This is a genomic window from Nocardia sp. NPDC046473 (assembly GCF_040645995.1).
GTDB lineage: Bacteria > Actinomycetota > Actinomycetes > Mycobacteriales > Mycobacteriaceae > Nocardia.
Map to the genome: position 1 here is coordinate 232,074 of NZ_JBEYZJ010000006.1, position 18,549 is coordinate 250,622.

Genomic DNA, 18,549 nt, shown 5'->3' on the forward strand with positions numbered 1-18,549 from the left:
TTATTCGATGATGGGCAGCGGGATGGTGTCTGCCACTTCGAGTTTCGGGAGGCGGTCGCGGCGGATGGGGATGGTCGGCTGCTCGGTGGTGTACATGGGCAGCGTGGGGGCCGGGTCGGCCGGCAGCGGGCGGACCCGGGCCGGGAGGCGGTAGAACGCGCGGGCGTTGTCCTCCAGGACGGCGAACATGTCGGTGCCGACCACATCGCAGATGAGATCGACATCGGAATCCTGGAAGGGACGACCCGCGCGGGTGCCGGGCAGGTCGGTGCCGAACATCAGCGCCTCCGGATTGACCGCGTGGATGCGCCGCAGCGTGTCCGGCACGCTCATCGCGACCCGGCCGAAACCCGTCGCCTTCACCCTGGCCCCGCGATCGACCAGATCCAGCAGGTAGGGCAGGCCCTCGTCGGACATGCCGAGGTGGTCGATACAGAACACCGGCAGCTTCGAGATCACCGGTTGCAGCGACGCGAGCATCTGCCCGTCGATGTACACCTCGACATGCCAGCCGACCAGTTCATGAGCGCGCAGCGCCTGCAGCGTCATGCCGGTGATGTCGGCGGCGGCCCGCTTCAGGTTGAAGCGCAGGCCGCGGATGCCGATCCGGTCCAGTTCGATGATCTCGTCGTCGGTGGCGTCCAGGTCGAGCCTGGTGACGCCGACCCAGCCCTCGCCCAGCTCGGCGAGGGCCGCCTTCAGATACGTCTGGTCGGTGCCCTGGAAGGACCCGCTGACCACGGCGCCACCACCGACATCGAAGCGCGACATGCGCTTTCGATAGTCGGCGATGGTGAAGGAGCCGGGCAGGTAGCCCTCGTTCTCGAACCGCGGGAACCGCGGATCGAAGATGTGGAGATGGGCATCGAACACCTGTACAGAATGCCTCAGTGCGAGTTTTTCTGCTGTCGCGGAGGTAACAAGCGGGTCGCTCAGACCTTGTGCGGCTCGCTGGCCCGCAGCATGTCTTCGCGCTCGACCACCTTGACGCGCTCGCGGCCCTCCGGCTCGCCGAGCGAGCGCTCGTGCGCGTCCAGGCGGTACCAGCCCTGCCAGGTGGTGAACGGGATGCCCTTGCCCTCCAGGAAGGTGGTGACGGCGTCGAGCTCCGGCTGCGCGGCCGGGGTGAAGTTCGCGCTGTCGTCGAGCAGGCAGGCCACCGTTTCGTTGGCGTCGCCCTTGGTGTGGCCGATCAGGCCGACCGGGCCGCGCTTGATCCAGCCGGTGACGTAGGTGGCAGGCACGTAGCGGTCGGCGCCGTCGGCGTTCTCGTCGCCGATCACCCGGCCCGCCTCGTTGGGCACGGTGCCTGCTTGATCGTCGAACGGCAGGTTGGTCAGGTTCTGCGACAGGTAGCCGACGGCGCGGTAGACCGCCTGCACATCCCATTCCTTGAAGGTGCCGGTGCCCTTGACGTTGCCGGTGCCGTCGAGCTGGGTGCGCTCGGTGCGCAGGCCGACGACCTTGCCGTCCTCGCCGAGGATCTCCGCGGGCGACTCGAAGAAGTGCAGGAACAGCTTGTGCGGGCGGTTGCCGACGTCGCGAATCGCCCACTGCTCGAGCGTGTTCGCGATCATGTCGACCTGCTTGGAGTGGCGGCGCGCGGCCTCGGAGCCCTCGTCGTAGTCGATGTCCTCGGGATCGACGATGACCTCGATGGTCGGCGAATGGTCCAGCTCGCGCAGTTCCAGCGGGGTGAACTTGGCCTGCGCCGGGCCGCGGCGACCGAACACGTGCACCTCGAGCGCCTTGTTGGCCTTGAGGCCCGCGTAGACGTTCGGCGGGATCTCGGTCGGCAGCAGCTCGTCACCGGTCTTGGCCAGCACGCGGGCCACGTCGAGCGCGACGTTGCCGACGCCGAGCACGGCGACCTTCTCCGCGTCCAGCGGCCAGGTGCGCGGCACGTCCGGGTGGCCGTCGTACCAGGACACGAAGTCGGCCGCGCCGTAGGAGCCGTCCAGGCCGATGCCGGGGATGCCGAGTGCGCGGTCGGCGTTGGCGCCGGTGGAGAAGATGACCGCGTCATAGAAGGTGCGCAGGTCGTCGAGGGTGATGTCGGTGCCGTAGTCGATATTGCCGAGCAGGCGCACCTGCGGCTTGTCGAGGACCTTGTGCAGGGCGGTGATGATGCCCTTGATGCGCGGATGGTCCGGCGCGACGCCGTAGCGGATCAGCCCGAACGGCGCGGGCATGCGCTCGAACAGATCGATGCTGACCTCGGCATCGGACTTCATCAGCGCGTCGGCGGCATAAATCCCGGCCGGTCCCGCGCCCACGATGGCGATGCGGAGCGGGCGGTTAGCTGCACTCTGTTCGGTCATCTTTTACGCGCACCCTTTTGGTCGAGAACTAATTAACGGCGTCTTCCTTAGCCTAGGCTAAGTTACGCGCTGGCTGGTTGCACCTGGCGGCGCGGACGCTGGAGTTGTCGGCTCGTGGCCACTCCAGCCGCGGCTATGACAGCAGGCCGCAGTCTCGCGATTCTATCGGTGGTTGGCGGGGCGGGCCTCGGCGGTGCGTGAACTGAATGGATGCCATCGACGTCTGCTATCCGGGCTACCCGATCTCGCGACGTCGATTCCCCGCGCGGCGCAACGGCCTTCGTCATCGACGGCCACCCGGGGCGGGGGCGCGCATCGGATATCCCTGCCGACCAGGGATCATCGTCGTATGAGCGATCAGGAGTCACCCGCGCAGGACGAAGTCATCACGGTCGATCAGACCGACAAGCGTTCCGTGGCACCGTTCGTCGCCGCGGCCGTCCTCGCGGTCATCGTGCTCGGTGCGATCATCATCGGCGGTGTCGTGTCGCCCGCTGAGAAAAATGTCACAGAATCGGACCGGATCACCGCCGCGGTGCGCAACTTCGTCGAGGGGTCGAACACCACCGATCTGGTGCCCCCACCAGGCACGGGCTGCCAGGGCTTCGACCCGAAACGCTCCCCACTCGCCGGGCGCTCCGGCGGCGGAAAGACCGTGGAAATCACCAAACTCGACGATCCGAAGATGGACGGCGATCGGGCGAAGGCGACGGTCACCACCAAGGTCGACGGCACCGAGGCGACCGCGACCTGGAATCTGACCAGATCCGGCGACAAATGGTTGGTCTGTAATTGAGCATTCTCATACCGTGAGCAGCCATTTGACAGGGCGACCCTAGTCCAGGCAATCTCAGCAGAAGGTCATGAGAACCAGTGCTAAGCCCCGGCAATACTGGTCGGCAACCCTCCTCCGCGGTGGGGTGCTCCGGGTGACGACCTGGCCGCGCGTCAAACCCGAGCGCGGCAAGTGCGGATTCTAGGAGGGTCCAGATGAGTTATGCCGGTGACATCACCCCGCAGCAGGCTTGGGATCTGTTGCGAGACAACCCCGAAGCCGTCTTGGTCGACGTGCGTACCGAGGCCGAGTGGAAGTTCGTCGGCGTGCCCGACACCAGTTCGATCGAGCGCCCGACGGTACTGATCGAGTGGGTCGACTCGACCGGCACGCGCAACGGCGAGTTCACCGAGCAGCTGGTCACGGCGCTCGACGGGCACAACCCGGAGGCACCGGTGATCTTCCTGTGCCGCTCGGGGCAGCGCTCCATCGGCGCGGCGATCGCCGCGACCCAGGCCGGGTTCGGCACCTCGTACAACGTGCTCGAGGGCTTCGAAGGCCCGGTCGACGCGGACGGACATCGCGGCGGCGCCGGCTGGCGTGCCCTCGGCTTGCCTTGGCGGCAGTCATGAGTACGTGCTGTAGGTCCACATTCGAACGGCCGGAATGTGCGCGCCCCGAGCTGTGGTCGCGCACATTCGAAGGGCCGGAGTTTGCGTGCCCCGAAGGGCGGTCACGCAGCTACGGGAGGCAGTCGTGATTACCGGTGGTGCGTTCGACAAGCCGCTGCCGGAGGGCGTCGGTCCCGCGACGCTGGGGGTGCGAGGAGGGTTGCGGCGCTCCGGTTTCGAGGAAACCTCCGAGGCGCTGTACCTGACCTCCGGCTTCGTCTACGAGAGTGCGGAGGCCGCCGAGGCCGCGTTCACCGGCGACGTGGAGCATTTCGTCTACTCCCGTTACGGCAACCCGACGGTGGCCATGTTCGAGGAGCGGATGCGGCTGCTCGACGGCGCCGAGGCGTGTTTCGCCACCGCGAGCGGAATGTCCGCGGTATTCACCGCGTTGGGCGCGCTGCTCGGTGCCGGTGATCGACTTGTGGCCGCGCGCAGCCTGTTCGGGTCCTGCTTCGTGGTGTGCAACGAGATCCTGCCGCGCTGGGGCATCGAGACCGTCTTCGTCGACGGCGAGGATCTGGATCAGTGGGAGCAGGCGCTGTCGGTGCCCACCCAGGCGGTGTTCTTCGAGACTCCGGCCAACCCCATGCAGACCCTCGTCGACGTGCGCCGGGTCACCGAACTCGCGCACGCCGCGGGCGCGAAGGTGGTGCTGGACAACGTCTTTGCCACCCCGCTGCTGCAGCGCGGTTTCGAACTCGGTGCCGACGTGGTCGTCTATTCGGGCACCAAGCACATCGACGGCCAGGGCCGCGTGCTCGGCGGCGCGATCCTGGGCGCGAAGGACTACATCGACGGCCCGGTGAAAACCCTGATGCGCCATACCGGTCCGGCGCTGAGCCCGTTCAACGCGTGGACGCTGCTCAAGGGTTTGGAGACAATGCCACTGCGCGTTCGGCATTCGACCGAATCCGCCCTGCGCATCGCCCGCTTCCTGGAGACCAACAAGTCGGTCAGCTGGGTGAAATACCCCTTCCTGGAATCACATCCGCAGCACGACCTGGCCACCAGCCAGATGAGCGCCGGCGGCACCGTCGTCACCTTCGAACTGAACGCTCCGGCGCACGAGGCCAAGAAGCGCGCCTTCGAAGTCCTCAACCGCCTGCGCATCATCGACATCTCCAACAACCTCGGCGACGCCAAGTCCCTGATCACCCACCCCGCCACCACAACCCACCGCGCGATGGGCCCCGAAGGCCGAGCCACCATCGGCCTATCCGACGGCGTCGTCCGCATCTCCATCGGCCTAGAGGACGTAGAAGACCTCCTCGCCGACCTCGACCACGCCCTGAGCTAGGGAGTCTGCACAGACCCTCCGTACCCCGCACAGCAGTTAGAGCCGTTGTGAGGAGTACGGAGGGTCTGTGCGCACATGCCAGCCGCCGCTTTGGTCGGTTCTGCGGCCGATTTCGGCTGCGCGGGTTAGGTGCGCGAGCCAATTGTGGGGGGAGTTCAGGTCGCGCCAGGTCCAGCGGACGACTAGCCAGCCGAGTGCGCGGAGTGCGTCCTCGCGGGCTTTCTCTGCGATCACGACGTCCTCGGGTGGTCGATCGCCGACAAGGGAGCCGCGGTATTTCACCAGGCCATCGAATTCGCCGATGACACCGAACTCCGGGAACAGGAAATCGACTCGTGCGACGATCTTGCCTGTCGCCGTGGTGATCCGAGCTTGCAGGGTGGGGTCAGGGAAGTGCGCGGCGCGCAACGCTACTCGGCTGCGCGATTCGCCGACACTCTCGGACCTGCCGTCGAGGAAGGCCACCACCCGCCGCGCCGCTGGATTCCCCGGCCGTCCCTCGGCACGTGCGAGCTCAGCGAGCAGCTCGTCGCGGGTTGTTTTGCCGGAGTGCAACGCATGATCACCGACGACGACGGCCTGCTCGAACGGAACGGACCTGGCGAGGTCGATGACGGTTCGCGCCACACTGGTGACGCGGAGGGGCCCGACCTGCACAATCTCATCGGGATCGATCCGCATCGAGTGCAACGCCACTTGCCGAGTCACCCTGCCACCGCTGCGGCGAGCACGTATGAGCTGAACGCGCGCCAACGAGATTGCCCAGCAAGATAATTCGTGCACAATCGCCGCCGAGACATGACTGACCACCGCCTCGGCACTCGATGCCTCGGCCACCGCATGCACCAACATCAGATGCCGATGTTCAGCAGACATGGCCTGCCCCGAACCGGCGGCGACATAGGACCCGCGCCGAACCCGCTGCCACGCAATCCCACGCAACTCTCGATCAGTAAAGCCACCCGCAAGCGCATCCCGCCGCGCAATGGGAACAGGAACATCCATGCCAACCATCCTCGGCACCGAGCCCACCCACCACCACCGCCAACCCCCGAATTGTGGATAAGTCCCGCCTGTGGAGAGGGTCGTTGGGGGTGTCACAGAGAATCGACACCCCTCACAGCAGCTGTAACTGCTGTGAGGGGTGTGCAGGGTCTGTGAGTCAGGCGAGTGCGCGCAGGCGGGGGGCGAGGTCGCGCTGGAAGAGGTCGAGGAAGCGGCGTTGGTCGTGGCCGGGGGCGTGGAAGACCAGGTGGTTGAGGCCGGCGTCGAGGTAGGGCTTGATTAGGTCGACGGTTTGGTCGGGGTCGCTGGCTACGATCCAGCGCTTGGCGATCTGTTCGATCGGGAGGGCGTCGGCGGCGGCTTCCATTTCGATCGGGTCGGTGATGCTGTGCTTCTGTTCGGGGGTGAGGCTCAGGGGGGCCCAGAAGCGGGTGTTCTCCAGTGCCAGTTCGGGATCGGTGTCGTAGGAGATCTTGATTTCGATCATTCGGTCGATGTCGTCGATGGTGCGGCCTGCCTTGGCGGCGCCCTCGGTGACGGCGGGCATCAGCTTCTCGGTGTAGAGGTCCATGCCCTTGCCGGAGGTGCAGATGAAGCCGTCACCCGCGCGGCCCGCGTAGCGCGCGACCAGCGGTCCGCCCGCGGCGATGTAGACCGGGATGCCGCCCTTGGGCACGTCGTAGATGGACGCGCCGACGGTGTTGTAGTACTCGCCCGCGAAGTCGACGCGGTCGCCGGTCCACAGCGCGCGCATCAGGTCGACGGACTCGCGCAGCCGCGCGAAACGCTCCTTGAACTCCGGCCATTCGCCTTTGTATCCGGTGGCGATCTCGTTGAGCGCCTCGCCGGAGCCGACACCGAGCATGATCCGGTCGGGGTACAGGCAACCCATGGTGGCGAAGGCCTGTGCGATCACGGCCGGGTTGTATCGGAAGGTGGGCGTGAGCACCGAGGTGCCGAGCTGGATCCGCTTCGTGCGCTCGCCGACCGCGGCCATCCAGGCCAGCGAGAACGGCGCGTGCCCGCCCTTGTGCCGCCACGGCTGGAAATGGTCGCTCACCGTGGCGCTGTCGAGGCCGTGTTCCTCGGCCAGCACCGCGATCTCCACCAGTTCGCGCGGCCCGAACTGTTCCGCCGACGCCTTGTATCCGAGCTTGAGCTCACCCATGTGCGCCACTCCTGTCGCTTCGCTGCACACCTGTGCGGGCATTCCCGCACACCGTTTGTCGGCCGCAGACACGCTGCGGTCATGCTTCGCTTCAACCGACGCGGGATCGCGAACGTTCCCACCCCTCGGTGATCATTTGAGCACTGTCCGGTGCTTTTCGCACATACGTCATACGGCCGTCTTCGACCATAGTCAGCGCCACCCGAAGGTGTGCGAAGGGTCGCATCGCGTCGTACTTCCCCTCATCAACGTGTCCGGTAGGCGTACCGCCGCATTCGCTCCGGCCATGCGCGGTCTGCGGACGGACTCCGTCCGACTGTGTCTCTAGTGGGACAATTGTCTGGTGACTGATGAACCGATCCTGTCCTATCTGACCGACATGGACGGTGTGCTGGTGCACGAGGACCAACTGGTCCCCGGCGCCGACGAGTTCCTCGCCGAACTGCGCGCCAACGAGACCCCGTTCCTGGTGCTGACCAACAACTCCATCCGCACCCCGCGCGACCTGCAGGCCAGACTCCGGCACACCGGACTCGACATTCCGGAGGAGGCGATCTGGACCTCCGCGCTGGCCACCGCCACCTTCCTGGACGAGCAGCGGCCCAACGGAACCGCCTATGTGGTCGGCGAATCCGGCCTCACCACGGCATTGCACGAGATCGGCTACGTGCTCACCGACAGCAACCCCGATTACGTGGTGCTCGGCGAGACCCGCAACTACTCCTTCGAGGCGATCACCACCGCGATCCGCCTGATCGAGAAGGGCGCGAGCTTCATCGCGACCAACCCCGACCCGACCGGCCCGTCCCGGGACGGCTCACTGCCCGCGACCGGCTCGGTTGCCGCGCTGATCACCCGCGCGACCGGTCGCGATCCGTACTACATCGGCAAGCCCAACCCGCTGATGATGCGCTCGGCGCTGCGCCGGATCGGCGCGCACTCGCAGTCCACAGTGATGATCGGCGATCGAATGGACACCGACGTCATCTCCGGTTTGGAAGCGGGCATGCGCACCATCTTGGTCACCACGGGCATCTCGACTCGCGCGTCGGTCGAGGCGTATCCCTACCGTCCGACGATGGTGCTCGACTCTGTCGCCGATCTGGTCGGGCGAACCAAGGAGCCGTTCGCGAGCTGAACGGCTCCGCACGGTAGGCGAGTACGTCGCCGGCACGCGTCTTCAGTGTCCGACCGAGCGTGATGACCTCGTTCGATCCGGTCGTGTCCGGAGTGCTTACGCGGCCTCGGCCTGAAGGGCGGGGCCGAGGAGTAGTCCACCGTCGATGACGTATTCCGAGCCTGTGATGAACGAGGCGTCCGATGACGTGAGGAACAGGAGAAGTCGGGTGACGTCGGTCGGTTCGCCGAGCCGGGGGATGGCGAACGGCTCGGGGGAGTAGAAGTCGGCGATTGGCGCGGTGGCGCCGGCTGCTGGTTCGAGGATGAAGGGGGTTGCGATCACGCCGGGGTGGATGGTGTTCACCCGGATGTGGTCGCGGCCGAGCTCGAGTGCCGCCGTTCGGGTGAGGCCTCGGATGGCCCACTTGCTGGCGACGTACGGCGCGTAGTGCGCCGTGCCGCCCAGGCCCATGGTCGAGGCGATGTTGACGATGGCTCCCCCTGCCGCACGGCGCAGAGCGGGGGCTGCGGCCTTGATGCCGAGGAAGGTTCCGGTGAGGTTGACGTCGAGGATGCGCGACCACGTGGCCTGGTCGGTGTTTTCGATTGTCGCAGGCGGGTTCTGCACGCCCGCGTTGTTGACGAGCACGTTCAGGGCGCCGAAGGTGTTCTCGGCGGCCAGCACAGCGGCGGTCCACGAGCTCTCGTCGGTGACGTCGAGGCGGGTGAAGCGAGCGCGGGGCCCGAGCTCGTCGGCGAGAGCGGCACCGCGTTCCGCGTCGATGCCGCCGATCACCACGTTCGCTCCTTCCGCGTGAAAGGCGCGCACGTGGCTCGAGCCCTGGCCGCCGGTGCCACCGGTCACGAGCACGGTTCGGTTGTCGAAGCTGGGCATCAGATGTTCCTTCGGTATGTGGTAGCTGACCGGGATCATCAGTGATGACCGGCGGCCGATGGTGAGCCGAGCGACTCACCACTGCCCGACACTAGGTCGGCGGCAGTGGTGAGTCAAGCCACTCACCTCGTATGCTCGGTCCATGAGTAAGGTCGTGACGACGTATCACCAGCGCGTCGCCCGGGAGAAGCGCGCGCTGATCGTGACGGCCGCGACCGCACTGTTTCTCGAGTTGGGCTACGACCGGACGTCACTGGCGCGGATCGCAGAGTGCTCGGGCGTTTCGCGGGCCACCTTGTTCAAGCAGTTTCCGAGCAAAGCTGCCCTGTTCGACGCCATCGTGACCGAGTCCTGGTCGACCGCTGACGAGGAAGAGCCGCCGCCGGCAGGCAACGTCGTCGACGGGCTCGGCGTCATCGGTCGCCGTTACGCCGAGCTGCTGGGCCGTGCCCAGATGGCCGACCTGTTCAGGATCGTCATCGCCGAGCTGCCGCGGTTCCCTGAGCTGGCCCATGCGCAGTTCTCACAGGGGAAGATGCCCTACTTCGAGTCCGTGCGTAGCTACCTCCTGGCCGAGCACGAAGCAGGAACAGTGCGGGTCGAGGACGTGGACCTCGCAGCCACCCAGTTCCTGGGCATGATCTCCAACTACGTCTTCTGGCCGACACTCCTGGTGCCGGGCTGGGAGGTGAGCGCCGATCGCGTCGCTCAGGTAGTCGACGAGGCCGTCCGCACCATGGCCGCCCGGTATGCCGCGACTGGACCAGGGGCGTCCACCGCCGAGTGAGTTCGTCGACAGCGACAGAGCTTTCACTCCGTGATGGCGTCCAGTGCCGTTGATAGTTCGGTCAGTGCGTCGACGGCCGCGGCGAACCGCTCGTGGCCGAGCTCGTCGAGCAGGCGCTTGGCGACGACCGCCTGCTGCGGATTGATCCGCCGCACCGCCGCCAGCCCCGCGTCGGTGACCGCCACGAGTTTCGCGCGCCGGTGCGCCGGGTTCGGCCGATACTCGGCAAGGCCCTTGTCCACCAACAGGTCTGCGATGCGTTGCACGCTCTGCCTGGTGATGCCCATGGCCCTGGCGATGCCCGCCACCGGCAGCGGTTCGGGCAGCGCCGCGCCGAGCACCTGCCACCAGGCCGCGGTGAGCCCGGCCGGCGTGGCCAGTTCCTCGGCGATCGCGAGAAACTGGCCGTTCAATCGGAATGACGTGATCGCGGCCGCGGCGAGCAGTTCCTGCTCGTTCGTCGTCACCTGCACCTCCTGGCCATCCGGTCGCTCGAGGGGATCGCCGTGCGATTCTTCCGCATCAGACGTGCGCGCCCGACCGCTGCGCTTCGTACTCGGCGAGCACCGCCCAGCCCGCCGGATCGGAGTGTCCGTACAGGCGGTACCAGCCGTCGAGCACGTGCCGCTCATACACGCCGAGCCGTCCCAGTGCTTCGCGCGCGAATTCGAACGGTGAGGTACCACCCGCCGTGATCAGATCACCGTCGGTCACCGCGGCTTCCTCCACGTAGTTGTCGGCACCCGCATATCCGCTGTAGAGCAAGAACTCCCGCACATTGCTCGTGTGCCGGCGCGTATCGAGCAGACCCGCCCTGGCCAGCCCGAGCGTCGCGCCGCAGATCGCCGCGACCGGAACGCCCGCGTCCAGGAACTCGCGCGCCTTGTCCGCGAACGGCATGAGCTCCTCGCCCTCCCACGCGTCGGCACCGGCCAGGATCAGCATCGAACTCTCGGCGGGCGTGAGATCGGCCAGCGCCAGCTCCGGCACGATGCGCATCCCGCCGAGCGTGGTGATCGGATCCGTGGTCAGCCCAACCGTTTTCGTCTGCCAAGTGCCCGGCTCCCGCTGCCAGGTCGTCCGGTTGAGGTGCGCGGTAAGCGCCCCGATCTCCCAGTCGGCGAAGGTGTCGTAGACGGCAACGTGAACTGTTTTCGTGGTCATGACAGCATCCTGTCATATTTGACAGCATGCTGTCAATGGTTCGGATATGCGACATTAAGCTGGGGGTATGCGGATCTCAGTGGCTGCGGACGAGTCTGTCGGAGTAGCACAGGACCTGATCGAGGAACTCGACCGACGCGGACACGAAACGATCCTGCACGGCGCGTTCGCCGAGTCCGAACGAGACGACTGGGCCTGGGCAAGCGAGGCGGCCGCCCGCGACGTCACGCAGGGCCGCGCCGACCAGGCCATCGTCTGCTGCTGGACCGGCACCGGCGCCTCGATCGCCGCCAACAAGGTCGCAGGCATCCGCGCCGCCCTGTGCGGCGACGCCACCACCGCCAAGGGCGCCCGTCAATGGAACAACGCGAATGTCCTTGCCCTGAGCCTACGTTCGACCTCCACCGCCGAACTCCAGGAAATCCTCGACGCCTGGTTCACCACCGAACCCAGCACGGAACCCGACGACCAGGCCAACATCGCCCACCTGTCCGCGATCGAGCGCGTCGAGCGGTGAGTTACGCCCGGCGCAGGGCGAAGATGCGGAGGTCGCGGGTGGTGCGGTCTTTGTAGGCGGCGTAGGCGCCGGTGATGTCGACGAAGCGGGCGAAGATGGCGTCCTTGGCGTCGGCCTCGACCAGGGTTGCCCGGACCGGGAGGCGGTGGCCTGCGATGGCGACGGTCGCGGCGGGGGTGGCCAGCAGGTTGCCGGTCCAGGCGGGGTGGCGTTCCTGGCCGAAGTTGCTGCCGATCACGTAGAGCACGTCGCCGTCGTGCACGTAGAGCAGCGGCTGGGTGCGTGGCTGGCCGGACTTGCGGCCGATGGTGGTCAACAGGATCACGGGGGCGCCGATCGGGCCGAGCACGGTGTACTTGGCGTCGGTGCGCTCGAGCAGGGCACGATCCAGCGGCGTGATCTTGCGAATGAACCAGGAGCCGGGCTTGGTCGCCGCGAATTTGTTTGCTAGTCGGGAGAGTGCGTTGGTGCGCGAACCCCACTGCCGGTTCGGAAACTGCTCAGCCATGGCAGGACTATAGCGACGAATCCCGGTCGACCGGGACTCGAGCGATGGCCGTCAGCAGCCAGCGGGCCGCTCACCACCGGTGAAATTCGCCCGGTCGGCGTTCGATCCTGGACTGTTTCCGAACACCCGGTGACGCCTATCTCGCCTAGGGGTATGGATAGCGGCTCGTTCACTAAGCTTGCCGGCATGGCCGATCATGCTCCATCCACCGTCTACATCGCCTCACCTGAGGGCGACACCGGGAAATCGACGGTGGCCCTCGGGGTGCTGCAGATGCTGTGCGCGACCACCGCGCGGGTCGGGGTGTTCCGGCCGATCACCAGGTCGACTACCGAACCGGACTACATCCTCGAGCTGCTGCTCGAACACAGCACCGCCGATATCGACTACGCACAGGCCACCGGCGTCACCTACGAGCAGGTGCACGCCGACCCGGACGCCGCGATCAGCGAGATCGTGATGCGGTTCCACGAGGTCGCGAAGGTCTGCGACGCGGTGGTGGTGGTCGGCAGCGATTACACCGACGTCGCCAGCCCCAGCGAGCTCCGCTTCAACGCCAGGATCGCGGTGAACCTCGGCGCTCCCGTGCTGCTGGTGGTGCGCGGCTCGGGCCGCACCCCCGCCGAGGTGAAGCACCTGGCCGAGTTGTGCCAGAGCGAGCTGGTCCTCGAACATGCCCAGCTGGTCGCGATCATCGCCAACCGCTGCGACCCGGACCACCTCGACGACGTCGCCGCCACGCTGCGCACCTCCGCCGTGCCGACCTGGACGCTGCCCGAGGTGCCGTTGCTGATCTCGCCGACCATGGCCGAGCTGTGTAGCGCCATCGACGGCGAAATGTACAGCGGCGACCAGGAATTGCTGCAGCGCGAGGCGCTGAAGATCATGGTCGGCGGCATGACGGCCGAACATATTCTGGAGCGACTGGTCGACGGCGTCGTGGTGATCGCGCCGGGCGACCGCTCCGACGTGCTGCTCAGCGTGGTGAACGCGCATGAGGCGGAAGGCTTTCCGTCGCTGTCCGGCATCATCATGAACGGTGGCATGCTGCCCCATCCCGCGGTGGCGCGGCTGATGTCGGGCCTGAAGCCCAAGCTGCCGATCCTCACCACCGAGCTCGGCACCTACGACACCGCGAGCGCCGCCTACCGCACCCGCGGCCGGATGTCGGCCGGTAGCCCGCGCAAGGTCGACACCGCGCTCGCGCTGATGGAGGAGCACGTCGACGCCGCGGAGTTGTTGCGGCGCATCGAAGTTCCGCTCACCAGCGTTGTGACGCCGCAGATGTTCGAATACCAGCTCATCGAGCGCGCGCGGGGCGACCGCAAGCGCATCGTGTTGCCCGAGGGTGACGACGACCGCATCCTGCGTGCGGCGGGCCGGGTGCTGCAACGCAAGATCGCCGACCTGGTGATCCTCGGCGACGAGCAGTCGGTCCGGGCCCGCGCCGCCGAACTCGGCGTCGACATCTCCGCCGCGCAGGTGCTCGATCCCCGAAACTCCGGCTACCTGGCGGATTTCGCCAAGGAATACACCGAGATGCGCAAGCACAAGGGAATGACCCTCGAGCGGGCGCACGAAACCATGGCCGACATCTCGTATTTCGGCACCATGATGGTTTACCGAGGGATCGCCGACGGCATGGTGTCCGGCGCCGCGCACACCACGGCACACACCATCCGGCCGTCGTTCGAGATCATCAAGACGGTGCCCGGTGTATCGACCGTCTCCAGCGTGTTCCTCATGTGCCTGGCCGACCGGGTGCTCGCCTACGGCGACTGCGCGGTGGTGCCCGATCCGACCTCCGAGCAGCTGGCCGATATCGCGATCTCCTCGGCGGCCACGGCGGCGCGGTTCGGCATCGAGCCGCGCATCGCCATGCTCTCCTACTCGACCGGCGAATCCGGCAGCGGCGTGGACGTGGACAAGGTGCGGGTGGCGACCAAGCTGGTGCGCGAGCGGGCGCCGCAATTGCCGGTCGAGGGCCCGATCCAATACGACGCGGCGATCGAGCCGACCGTCGCGACCACCAAGTTGCCCGATTCCGAAGTGGCAGGCAAGGCAACGGTTTTCGTGTTTCCCGATCTCAATACCGGCAACAACACCTACAAGGCGGTGCAGCGTAGCGCGGGCGCCATCGCCATCGGCCCGGTGCTGCAGGGGCTGCGCAAACCGGTCAATGATCTCTCGCGTGGTGCGTTGGTCGCCGACATCGTCAATACCGTGGCGATCACCGCGATTCAGGCGCAGGGTGAATGAGGGTGTCTGTCGCGACACAACTGGTTCGCGATGCGGAACAGGCGGTCCGCGCCCGTGGTTGCTGAGGGAGTGCGGGAATGCCGCCGAACACGGGAGGCGCGATGACTGAGGCAGTGGATGACCTGGTGCTGGTGATCAATTCCGGCTCGTCGTCCATCAAATACCAACTCCTGAACCCGGAGTCGGGCGCGGTGACCGCCGCCGGCATGGTCGATCGGATCGGTGAGGGCAACGCCGGGATCGAGCATCAGGCCGACGGTGCGACCACCGAACGCCGCAGTGCCATCGCCGATCACACGGCCGGGCTGCGGCTGATCTTCGACATGTTCGCCGAGACCGGACACGACCTGGCACACGCCGGGGTGCGCGCGGTCGGGCATCGGGTGGTGCACGGCGGTGAGGTGTTCTACCAGCCGACACTGATCGATGATGCCGTCGTCGCGGCCATCTCCGACCTGTCTTCGCTTGCCCCACTGCATAATCCGGCGAATGTGGCGGGCATCGAAAGCGCTCGCAAGCTATTGCCCGATGTGCCGCAGGTGGCGGTGTTCGACACCGCGTTCTTCCACGGCCTGCCCGATGCCGCCAAAACCTACGCCATCGATGCGAAAGTCGCTGCCGCACATGGAATTCGGAAGTACGGCTTCCACGGCACCTCGCACGAGTACGTATCGGGTCAGGTCGCGAGGCTGCTCGGCCGCGACCCGGCGGAGCTGAATCAGATCGTCTTCCACCTGGGTAACGGCGCCTCCGCCTCGGCGATCCGCGGCGGCCGCCCGATCGACACCACCATGGGCCTGACCCCGTTGGAGGGCTTGGTGATGGGCACCAGGTCCGGCGACATCGATCCCGGCATCATCGCGCACCTGATGCGCTCGGCCCACCTCGACATCGACCAGATCGACACGCTGCTGAACCGGGACTCCGGCCTCAAGGGCCTGTCCGGCGTCAACGACTTCCGCGAACTGCAGCGCCTCATCGAAAATGGCGACACCGCAGCGAAACTCGCCTACGACGTCTACATCCACCGCCTACGCCGCTACCTCGGCGCGTACCTGATCGACCTCGGCGGCGTCGACGCCATCACCTTCACCGCAGGCGTAGGCGAGAACAGCCCCCAGGTCAGGTCCGACGCCCTCGCCGACCTGTCCCACTTCGGCATCGAGATCGCCCCCGCCGCCAACACCGCGAAATCCCGCACCGCCCGCCGCATTTCCCCACCGAACGCCGACGTGGCTGTACTGGTCATACCCACGAACGAAGAGCTGGCAATCGCCCGCGCCGCCCACCATGTAGCCGAAACGGCATAATTCCTTTATCGCCAACAGATCTCGCAAGAACATGGGTAACTCACCGGGTACGGGCTAACCCGCCCGCTACGGCACCGCCGGCCGCCAACGCCGCTGCCGTGGCACCCAAGTCTGGCCTGAATACGCGGAGAGGCGGGGGAGCGAGGCGGGGGAGCGAGGCGGGGGAGCGAGGCGGGAAGGCCCAGGCCGGGAGGGATGGCCGGCCGGGCTGGATCTTCCGCTGGAGCAGCAGGCGCACCGAGATGATCCCGCCCACCGCATGTTTCGGGCCGCACGCGGAGGGCAGTCCGGGTGCGGGACCGGCGAGGGCCTTGTCCCGGTGGCATGCGGTGGGTCCGGTTGGTGTGCCGCGCGAACCTGATCCGCTGTCGATTTTGCCGAGCCCATCGTGAGGATTTCGTGAGTGGCGTTATACCCAGGTCTTGGCGCGGATCGAGTTGGCCAGGTCGACCAAGGCATAGCGGTGGTTGCGGCCGGGGGCGCTGCGGGCCAGCGCGCGCAGTCCCGCTTCGGTGCCCTCGCGGAGGCAGCGTTCGGTGAACGGCGCCCCGAACAGCATGGCGTCCGACCGTTTCGGCTCGTTGCCCGCCTGCAGCCAGGCCAGGGCGGCACCGAGCACTAGGACGCGCATCTGGACCGACCGACCTTCGCCGGTCGGCAGGCTCAGCACCCGGGACGCGGAGATGTGCAGGGTGGATTCGTCGAGCTCGGCCACCGGAGCGGCGGTGAGTAGCAGCAGCACTGCGGTCATCCGCGCGGTGGTGAAATGCCTTGACGCGGCGGGCACTTCGTCGAGCGCGTGCACCGCGTCCACCACCCGATCGACCGCGGCCAGCTGCCTGGCCAGGCCGAACGCAGCGCTCACCACCGCGCGGTCGGTGCGCCACACGGTGTCGTAGAATTTTTCGGCATAGGCCCGCCACTGTTCCGGATCGGGCGAATCCCAATGCTGCAGTACGAGTTCCGCGGTCGCGGCCAGCGCGAGCTTGGGGCCGATCTCGCCGGGCAGCCCCTGGAGCACGTCGTCGAAGCTGGCGAACGCCTTTTCGTACTCCACGTCGAGCAGCAGCGCCAAGCCGCGATACCAGCTGACGCGCCAATCGTTTTCGGGTAGCCGGGTGAGCAGATGCAGCACCGCGGCCGATTCGCCGAGGTCGAGCCGCACCCGCGCCTCGGCCAGCCGGAGCTCCAGATCCAAGGTCTCCGGCGCATTGCCCGGGTCGTTCTCGGCCCGCTCCTTGGCGGCCCGCAGCGCCTCCAACGATTCCGCGGGCTCGGCGTGCACCGTGGTGGCCAGCAGCGGTGCCGATGGGTCCGCCGAGTCGAGCAACGGAATGGGCAGCGCCGCAACGACATCGCGCGCGTCGAGCTGTTTGCTGCGGGCCCGGCCGTCGGCGTACGCGTCGGTCTGCCTGATCAGCTCCTCGGTGCCGAAGCTGGTCCGCTGCGGGCTGAACACCGTCGACAGCTGCGGATGTTCGGTACCGGTCTCCAGCGCGAGAATCTCCCGCAGCACTCCGGACAGCTGCGCGGACATGGCTCGGGCAGAGGGGAATCGGCGTTCCGGGTCTGCGTCGGTCGCACACAGCAGCAGCCGGTAGAAGAACTCGTAGCGCGCCAGCACCGGATGGTCCGCGGGATCGGGGATGCCGTCGAGGTAGCGCCCCTGCTCCATCGGCATCTCGAGGGTGAGCACCGCCAACGTGCGCCCGACGGTATAGATGTCCGACGCGACGGTGGGCCCGGTCTTCGCGATCTCTGGTGCCTGAAATCCCCTGGTGCCGTAGAGGTTTCCATACGATTCGATGGTGGCGACGGCACCGAGATCGATCAGCTTCACCTGATCCTCGGTGACCATGATGTTGTCCGGCTTGAGGTCGTTGTAGGTCAGCCCGATCGAGTGCAGGTACTCCAGCGCGGGCAGGATCTCCAGCAGGTAGGCGATCGCCTCGGCGACCGGCATCCGGTACGGGCGCTCGTAGGAGTTGAGGATCTCGCGTAACGACCGGCCGCCGACGTACTCCATGACGATGTAGCCGATCGGCGCACCGTCCGGGTCGGTGTGCTCGACGAAGTTGTGGATCTTGACGATGCTGGCGTGCGCCACCTCGGCGAGGAATTGGCGCTCGGCCACGGCCACCGCCTGCGCCTCGGCATCACCGGTGTGCAGCAGGCCTTTCAGCACCACCCAGCGATCGCTGACATTCCGGTCGATCGCCAGATAGATCCAGCCGAGCCCGCCGTGCGCGATACAGCCCTGCACCTCGTACTGACCGGACACCAGATCGCCCTCGTGCAGCGACGGCCGGAAATCGTAAGGGGCGCCGCAGGTATCACAGACGCCGGTGGTCACCGCGGGCCGGATGGCACTCGCCCGGCCGACCGGATTGCCGCACCGCCAGCAGAACCGTTTACCTTCGGAGACAACGGGATCGGTCAATACGGCGGCCCGCGGATCGGCGGGCTCGACCGTCTGGATCGGCACCAGCCCGCCGCCGAGCCTGCGCACCGTCGGCCGGGACCGCGCCGTGCGCACGCTGCGACCCGAGGTCCGCATGGTTGCCGCCGAGTCGGGTTCGGAGTCGGTTCGCCAAGCGCCGATGATGGTTTCGGCCGAGGCCGCCTCACTCGGCGTCGGCCGCGAACCCCGAGCCAGCTCGGTATGCACCGGCTCCACCGACTCGTCACCTGCCGCGGGGGCGGCGGTGGCTTCGTCCGCGTCGGGGGTGGCGTCGTCCGCTGTGTTCATC

Annotated in this window: 17 protein-coding genes and 1 riboswitch; of the genes, 8 read left to right on the plus strand and 9 right to left on the minus strand. The window is 67.0% G+C overall.

Annotation, left to right across the window (positions count from 1 at the left end):
* Positions 1–873, minus strand: coding sequence for an amidohydrolase family protein (locus ABZ942_RS22550; protein ID WP_357384972.1), 873 nt, complete (start codon positions 871–873; stop codon positions 1–3).
* Between the two features lie 59 nt (positions 874–932).
* A complete protein-coding gene (locus ABZ942_RS22555) occupies positions 933–2,321 on the minus strand; it encodes an FAD-dependent oxidoreductase (RefSeq protein ID WP_357384974.1) in 1,389 nt (462 codons plus the stop codon).
* A gap of 349 nt (positions 2,322–2,670) precedes the next feature.
* Between ABZ942_RS22555 and ABZ942_RS22560 the strand changes: the two genes are divergently transcribed.
* The 3 genes from ABZ942_RS22560 (at position 2,671) to ABZ942_RS22570 (ending at position 5,067) form a co-directional block, all read left to right on the plus strand.
* Positions 2,671–3,117: a hypothetical protein gene (locus ABZ942_RS22560; protein WP_357384976.1), complete on the plus strand. Its 447-nt coding sequence runs from the start codon at positions 2,671–2,673 to the stop codon at positions 3,115–3,117.
* Between the two features lie 63 nt (positions 3,118–3,180).
* A riboswitch (SAM riboswitch) is annotated at positions 3,181–3,297 on the plus strand.
* 14 nt (positions 3,298–3,311) lie between these two features.
* Positions 3,312–3,728 (plus strand): rhodanese-like domain-containing protein, encoded by a 417-nt coding sequence (locus ABZ942_RS22565; protein WP_357384978.1) that lies wholly within the window; start codon positions 3,312–3,314, stop codon positions 3,726–3,728.
* A 124-nt stretch (positions 3,729–3,852) separates the two neighbouring features.
* Positions 3,853–5,067 carry an O-succinylhomoserine sulfhydrylase gene (locus ABZ942_RS22570; protein ID WP_357384980.1) on the plus strand — a complete coding sequence of 405 codons (1,215 nt, stop codon included), beginning with the start codon at positions 3,853–3,855 and terminating at the stop codon, positions 5,065–5,067.
* A gap of 36 nt (positions 5,068–5,103) precedes the next feature.
* Here the strand turns inward: ABZ942_RS22570 and ABZ942_RS22575 are convergent, their stop codons facing one another.
* Both ABZ942_RS22575 and fgd read right to left on the minus strand, forming a co-directional pair.
* A complete protein-coding gene (locus ABZ942_RS22575) occupies positions 5,104–5,775 on the minus strand; it encodes a hypothetical protein (protein ID WP_357384981.1) in 672 nt (223 codons plus the stop codon).
* 454 nt (positions 5,776–6,229) lie between these two features.
* The gene (fgd, locus tag ABZ942_RS22580) at positions 6,230–7,240 is read right to left on the minus strand and encodes a glucose-6-phosphate dehydrogenase (coenzyme-F420) (protein ID WP_357384982.1); all 1,011 of its coding nucleotides are present in this window, start codon (positions 7,238–7,240) and stop codon (positions 6,230–6,232) included.
* A 379-nt stretch (positions 7,241–7,619) separates the two neighbouring features.
* Here fgd and ABZ942_RS22585 point away from each other — a divergent pair, with 379 nt between their 5' ends.
* Entirely contained in the window at positions 7,620–8,378 is a 759-nt protein-coding gene (locus ABZ942_RS22585; protein WP_357385857.1) for an HAD-IIA family hydrolase, read from the plus strand.
* A gap of 96 nt (positions 8,379–8,474) precedes the next feature.
* On the opposite strand, the gene ABZ942_RS22590 is transcribed toward ABZ942_RS22585, so the two are convergent.
* Positions 8,475–9,254, minus strand: a complete 780-nt coding sequence (locus tag ABZ942_RS22590) for an SDR family oxidoreductase (RefSeq protein WP_357384984.1) — start codon at positions 9,252–9,254, stop codon at positions 8,475–8,477.
* A gap of 142 nt (positions 9,255–9,396) precedes the next feature.
* On the opposite strand from ABZ942_RS22590, the gene ABZ942_RS22595 reads away from it, so the two are divergent.
* Positions 9,397–10,041 (plus strand): TetR/AcrR family transcriptional regulator, encoded by a 645-nt coding sequence (locus tag ABZ942_RS22595; protein WP_357384985.1) that lies wholly within the window; start codon positions 9,397–9,399, stop codon positions 10,039–10,041.
* Between the two features lie 23 nt (positions 10,042–10,064).
* On the opposite strand, the gene ABZ942_RS22600 is transcribed toward ABZ942_RS22595, so the two are convergent.
* Positions 10,065–10,508 (minus strand): MarR family transcriptional regulator, encoded by a 444-nt coding sequence (locus tag ABZ942_RS22600; protein ID WP_357384987.1) that lies wholly within the window; start codon positions 10,506–10,508, stop codon positions 10,065–10,067.
* 55 nt (positions 10,509–10,563) lie between these two features.
* A complete protein-coding gene (locus ABZ942_RS22605; RefSeq protein ID WP_357384989.1) occupies positions 10,564–11,205 on the minus strand; it encodes a type 1 glutamine amidotransferase family protein in 642 nt (213 codons plus the stop codon).
* Between the two features lie 67 nt (positions 11,206–11,272).
* On the opposite strand from ABZ942_RS22605, the gene ABZ942_RS22610 reads away from it, so the two are divergent.
* Positions 11,273–11,722, plus strand: a complete 450-nt coding sequence (locus ABZ942_RS22610) for an RpiB/LacA/LacB family sugar-phosphate isomerase (protein ID WP_357384991.1) — start codon at positions 11,273–11,275, stop codon at positions 11,720–11,722.
* A 1-nt stretch (position 11,723) separates the two neighbouring features.
* Here ABZ942_RS22610 and ABZ942_RS22615 read toward each other — a convergent pair whose 3' ends face one another.
* The gene (locus tag ABZ942_RS22615; RefSeq protein WP_357384993.1) at positions 11,724–12,230 is read right to left on the minus strand and encodes a nitroreductase family deazaflavin-dependent oxidoreductase; all 507 of its coding nucleotides are present in this window, start codon (positions 12,228–12,230) and stop codon (positions 11,724–11,726) included.
* A 186-nt stretch (positions 12,231–12,416) separates the two neighbouring features.
* Between ABZ942_RS22615 and pta the strand changes: the two genes are divergently transcribed.
* Together pta and ABZ942_RS22625 are read left to right on the plus strand one after the other, a co-directional pair.
* The gene (gene pta, locus ABZ942_RS22620; protein ID WP_357384995.1) at positions 12,417–14,489 is read left to right on the plus strand and encodes a phosphate acetyltransferase; all 2,073 of its coding nucleotides are present in this window, start codon (positions 12,417–12,419) and stop codon (positions 14,487–14,489) included.
* 101 nt (positions 14,490–14,590) lie between these two features.
* Positions 14,591–15,799 carry an acetate kinase gene (locus tag ABZ942_RS22625; RefSeq protein ID WP_357384997.1) on the plus strand — a complete coding sequence of 403 codons (1,209 nt, stop codon included), beginning with the start codon at positions 14,591–14,593 and terminating at the stop codon, positions 15,797–15,799.
* Positions 15,800–16,208: 409 nt separating this feature from the next.
* On the opposite strand, the gene ABZ942_RS22630 is transcribed toward ABZ942_RS22625, so the two are convergent.
* Complete coding sequence (locus ABZ942_RS22630; protein WP_357384999.1) at positions 16,209–18,548, minus strand: serine/threonine-protein kinase PknG; 2,340 nt, start codon at positions 18,546–18,548, stop codon at positions 16,209–16,211.
* Between the last annotated feature and the right edge of the window lies 1 nt (position 18,549).

Bases quoted from the DNA above. Each gene is read 5' to 3' on its own strand.
- ABZ942_RS22555 (WP_357384974.1), bottom strand. From the start codon at position 2,321: ATGACCGAACAGAGTGCAGCTAACCGCCCGCTCCGCATCGCCATCGTG.
- ABZ942_RS22560 (WP_357384976.1), top strand. From the start codon at position 2,671: ATGAGCGATCAGGAGTCACCCGCGCAGGACGAAGTCATCACGGTCGAT.
- ABZ942_RS22565 (WP_357384978.1), top strand. From the start codon at position 3,312: ATGAGTTATGCCGGTGACATCACCCCGCAGCAGGCTTGGGATCTGTTG.
- fgd (WP_357384982.1), bottom strand. From the start codon at position 7,240: ATGGGTGAGCTCAAGCTCGGATACAAGGCGTCGGCGGAACAGTTCGGG.
- ABZ942_RS22585 (WP_357385857.1), top strand. From the start codon at position 7,620: ATGGACGGTGTGCTGGTGCACGAGGACCAACTGGTCCCCGGCGCCGAC.
- ABZ942_RS22590 (WP_357384984.1), bottom strand. From the start codon at position 9,254: ATGCCCAGCTTCGACAACCGAACCGTGCTCGTGACCGGTGGCACCGGC.
- ABZ942_RS22595 (WP_357384985.1), top strand. From the start codon at position 9,397: ATGAGTAAGGTCGTGACGACGTATCACCAGCGCGTCGCCCGGGAGAAG.
- ABZ942_RS22605 (WP_357384989.1), bottom strand. From the start codon at position 11,205: ATGACCACGAAAACAGTTCACGTTGCCGTCTACGACACCTTCGCCGAC.
- ABZ942_RS22610 (WP_357384991.1), top strand. From the start codon at position 11,273: ATGCGGATCTCAGTGGCTGCGGACGAGTCTGTCGGAGTAGCACAGGAC.
- ABZ942_RS22615 (WP_357384993.1), bottom strand. From the start codon at position 12,230: ATGGCTGAGCAGTTTCCGAACCGGCAGTGGGGTTCGCGCACCAACGCA.
- pta (WP_357384995.1), top strand. From the start codon at position 12,417: ATGGCCGATCATGCTCCATCCACCGTCTACATCGCCTCACCTGAGGGC.
- ABZ942_RS22625 (WP_357384997.1), top strand. From the start codon at position 14,591: ATGACTGAGGCAGTGGATGACCTGGTGCTGGTGATCAATTCCGGCTCG.
- ABZ942_RS22630 (WP_357384999.1), bottom strand. From the start codon at position 18,548: ATGAACACAGCGGACGACGCCACCCCCGACGCGGACGAAGCCACCGCC.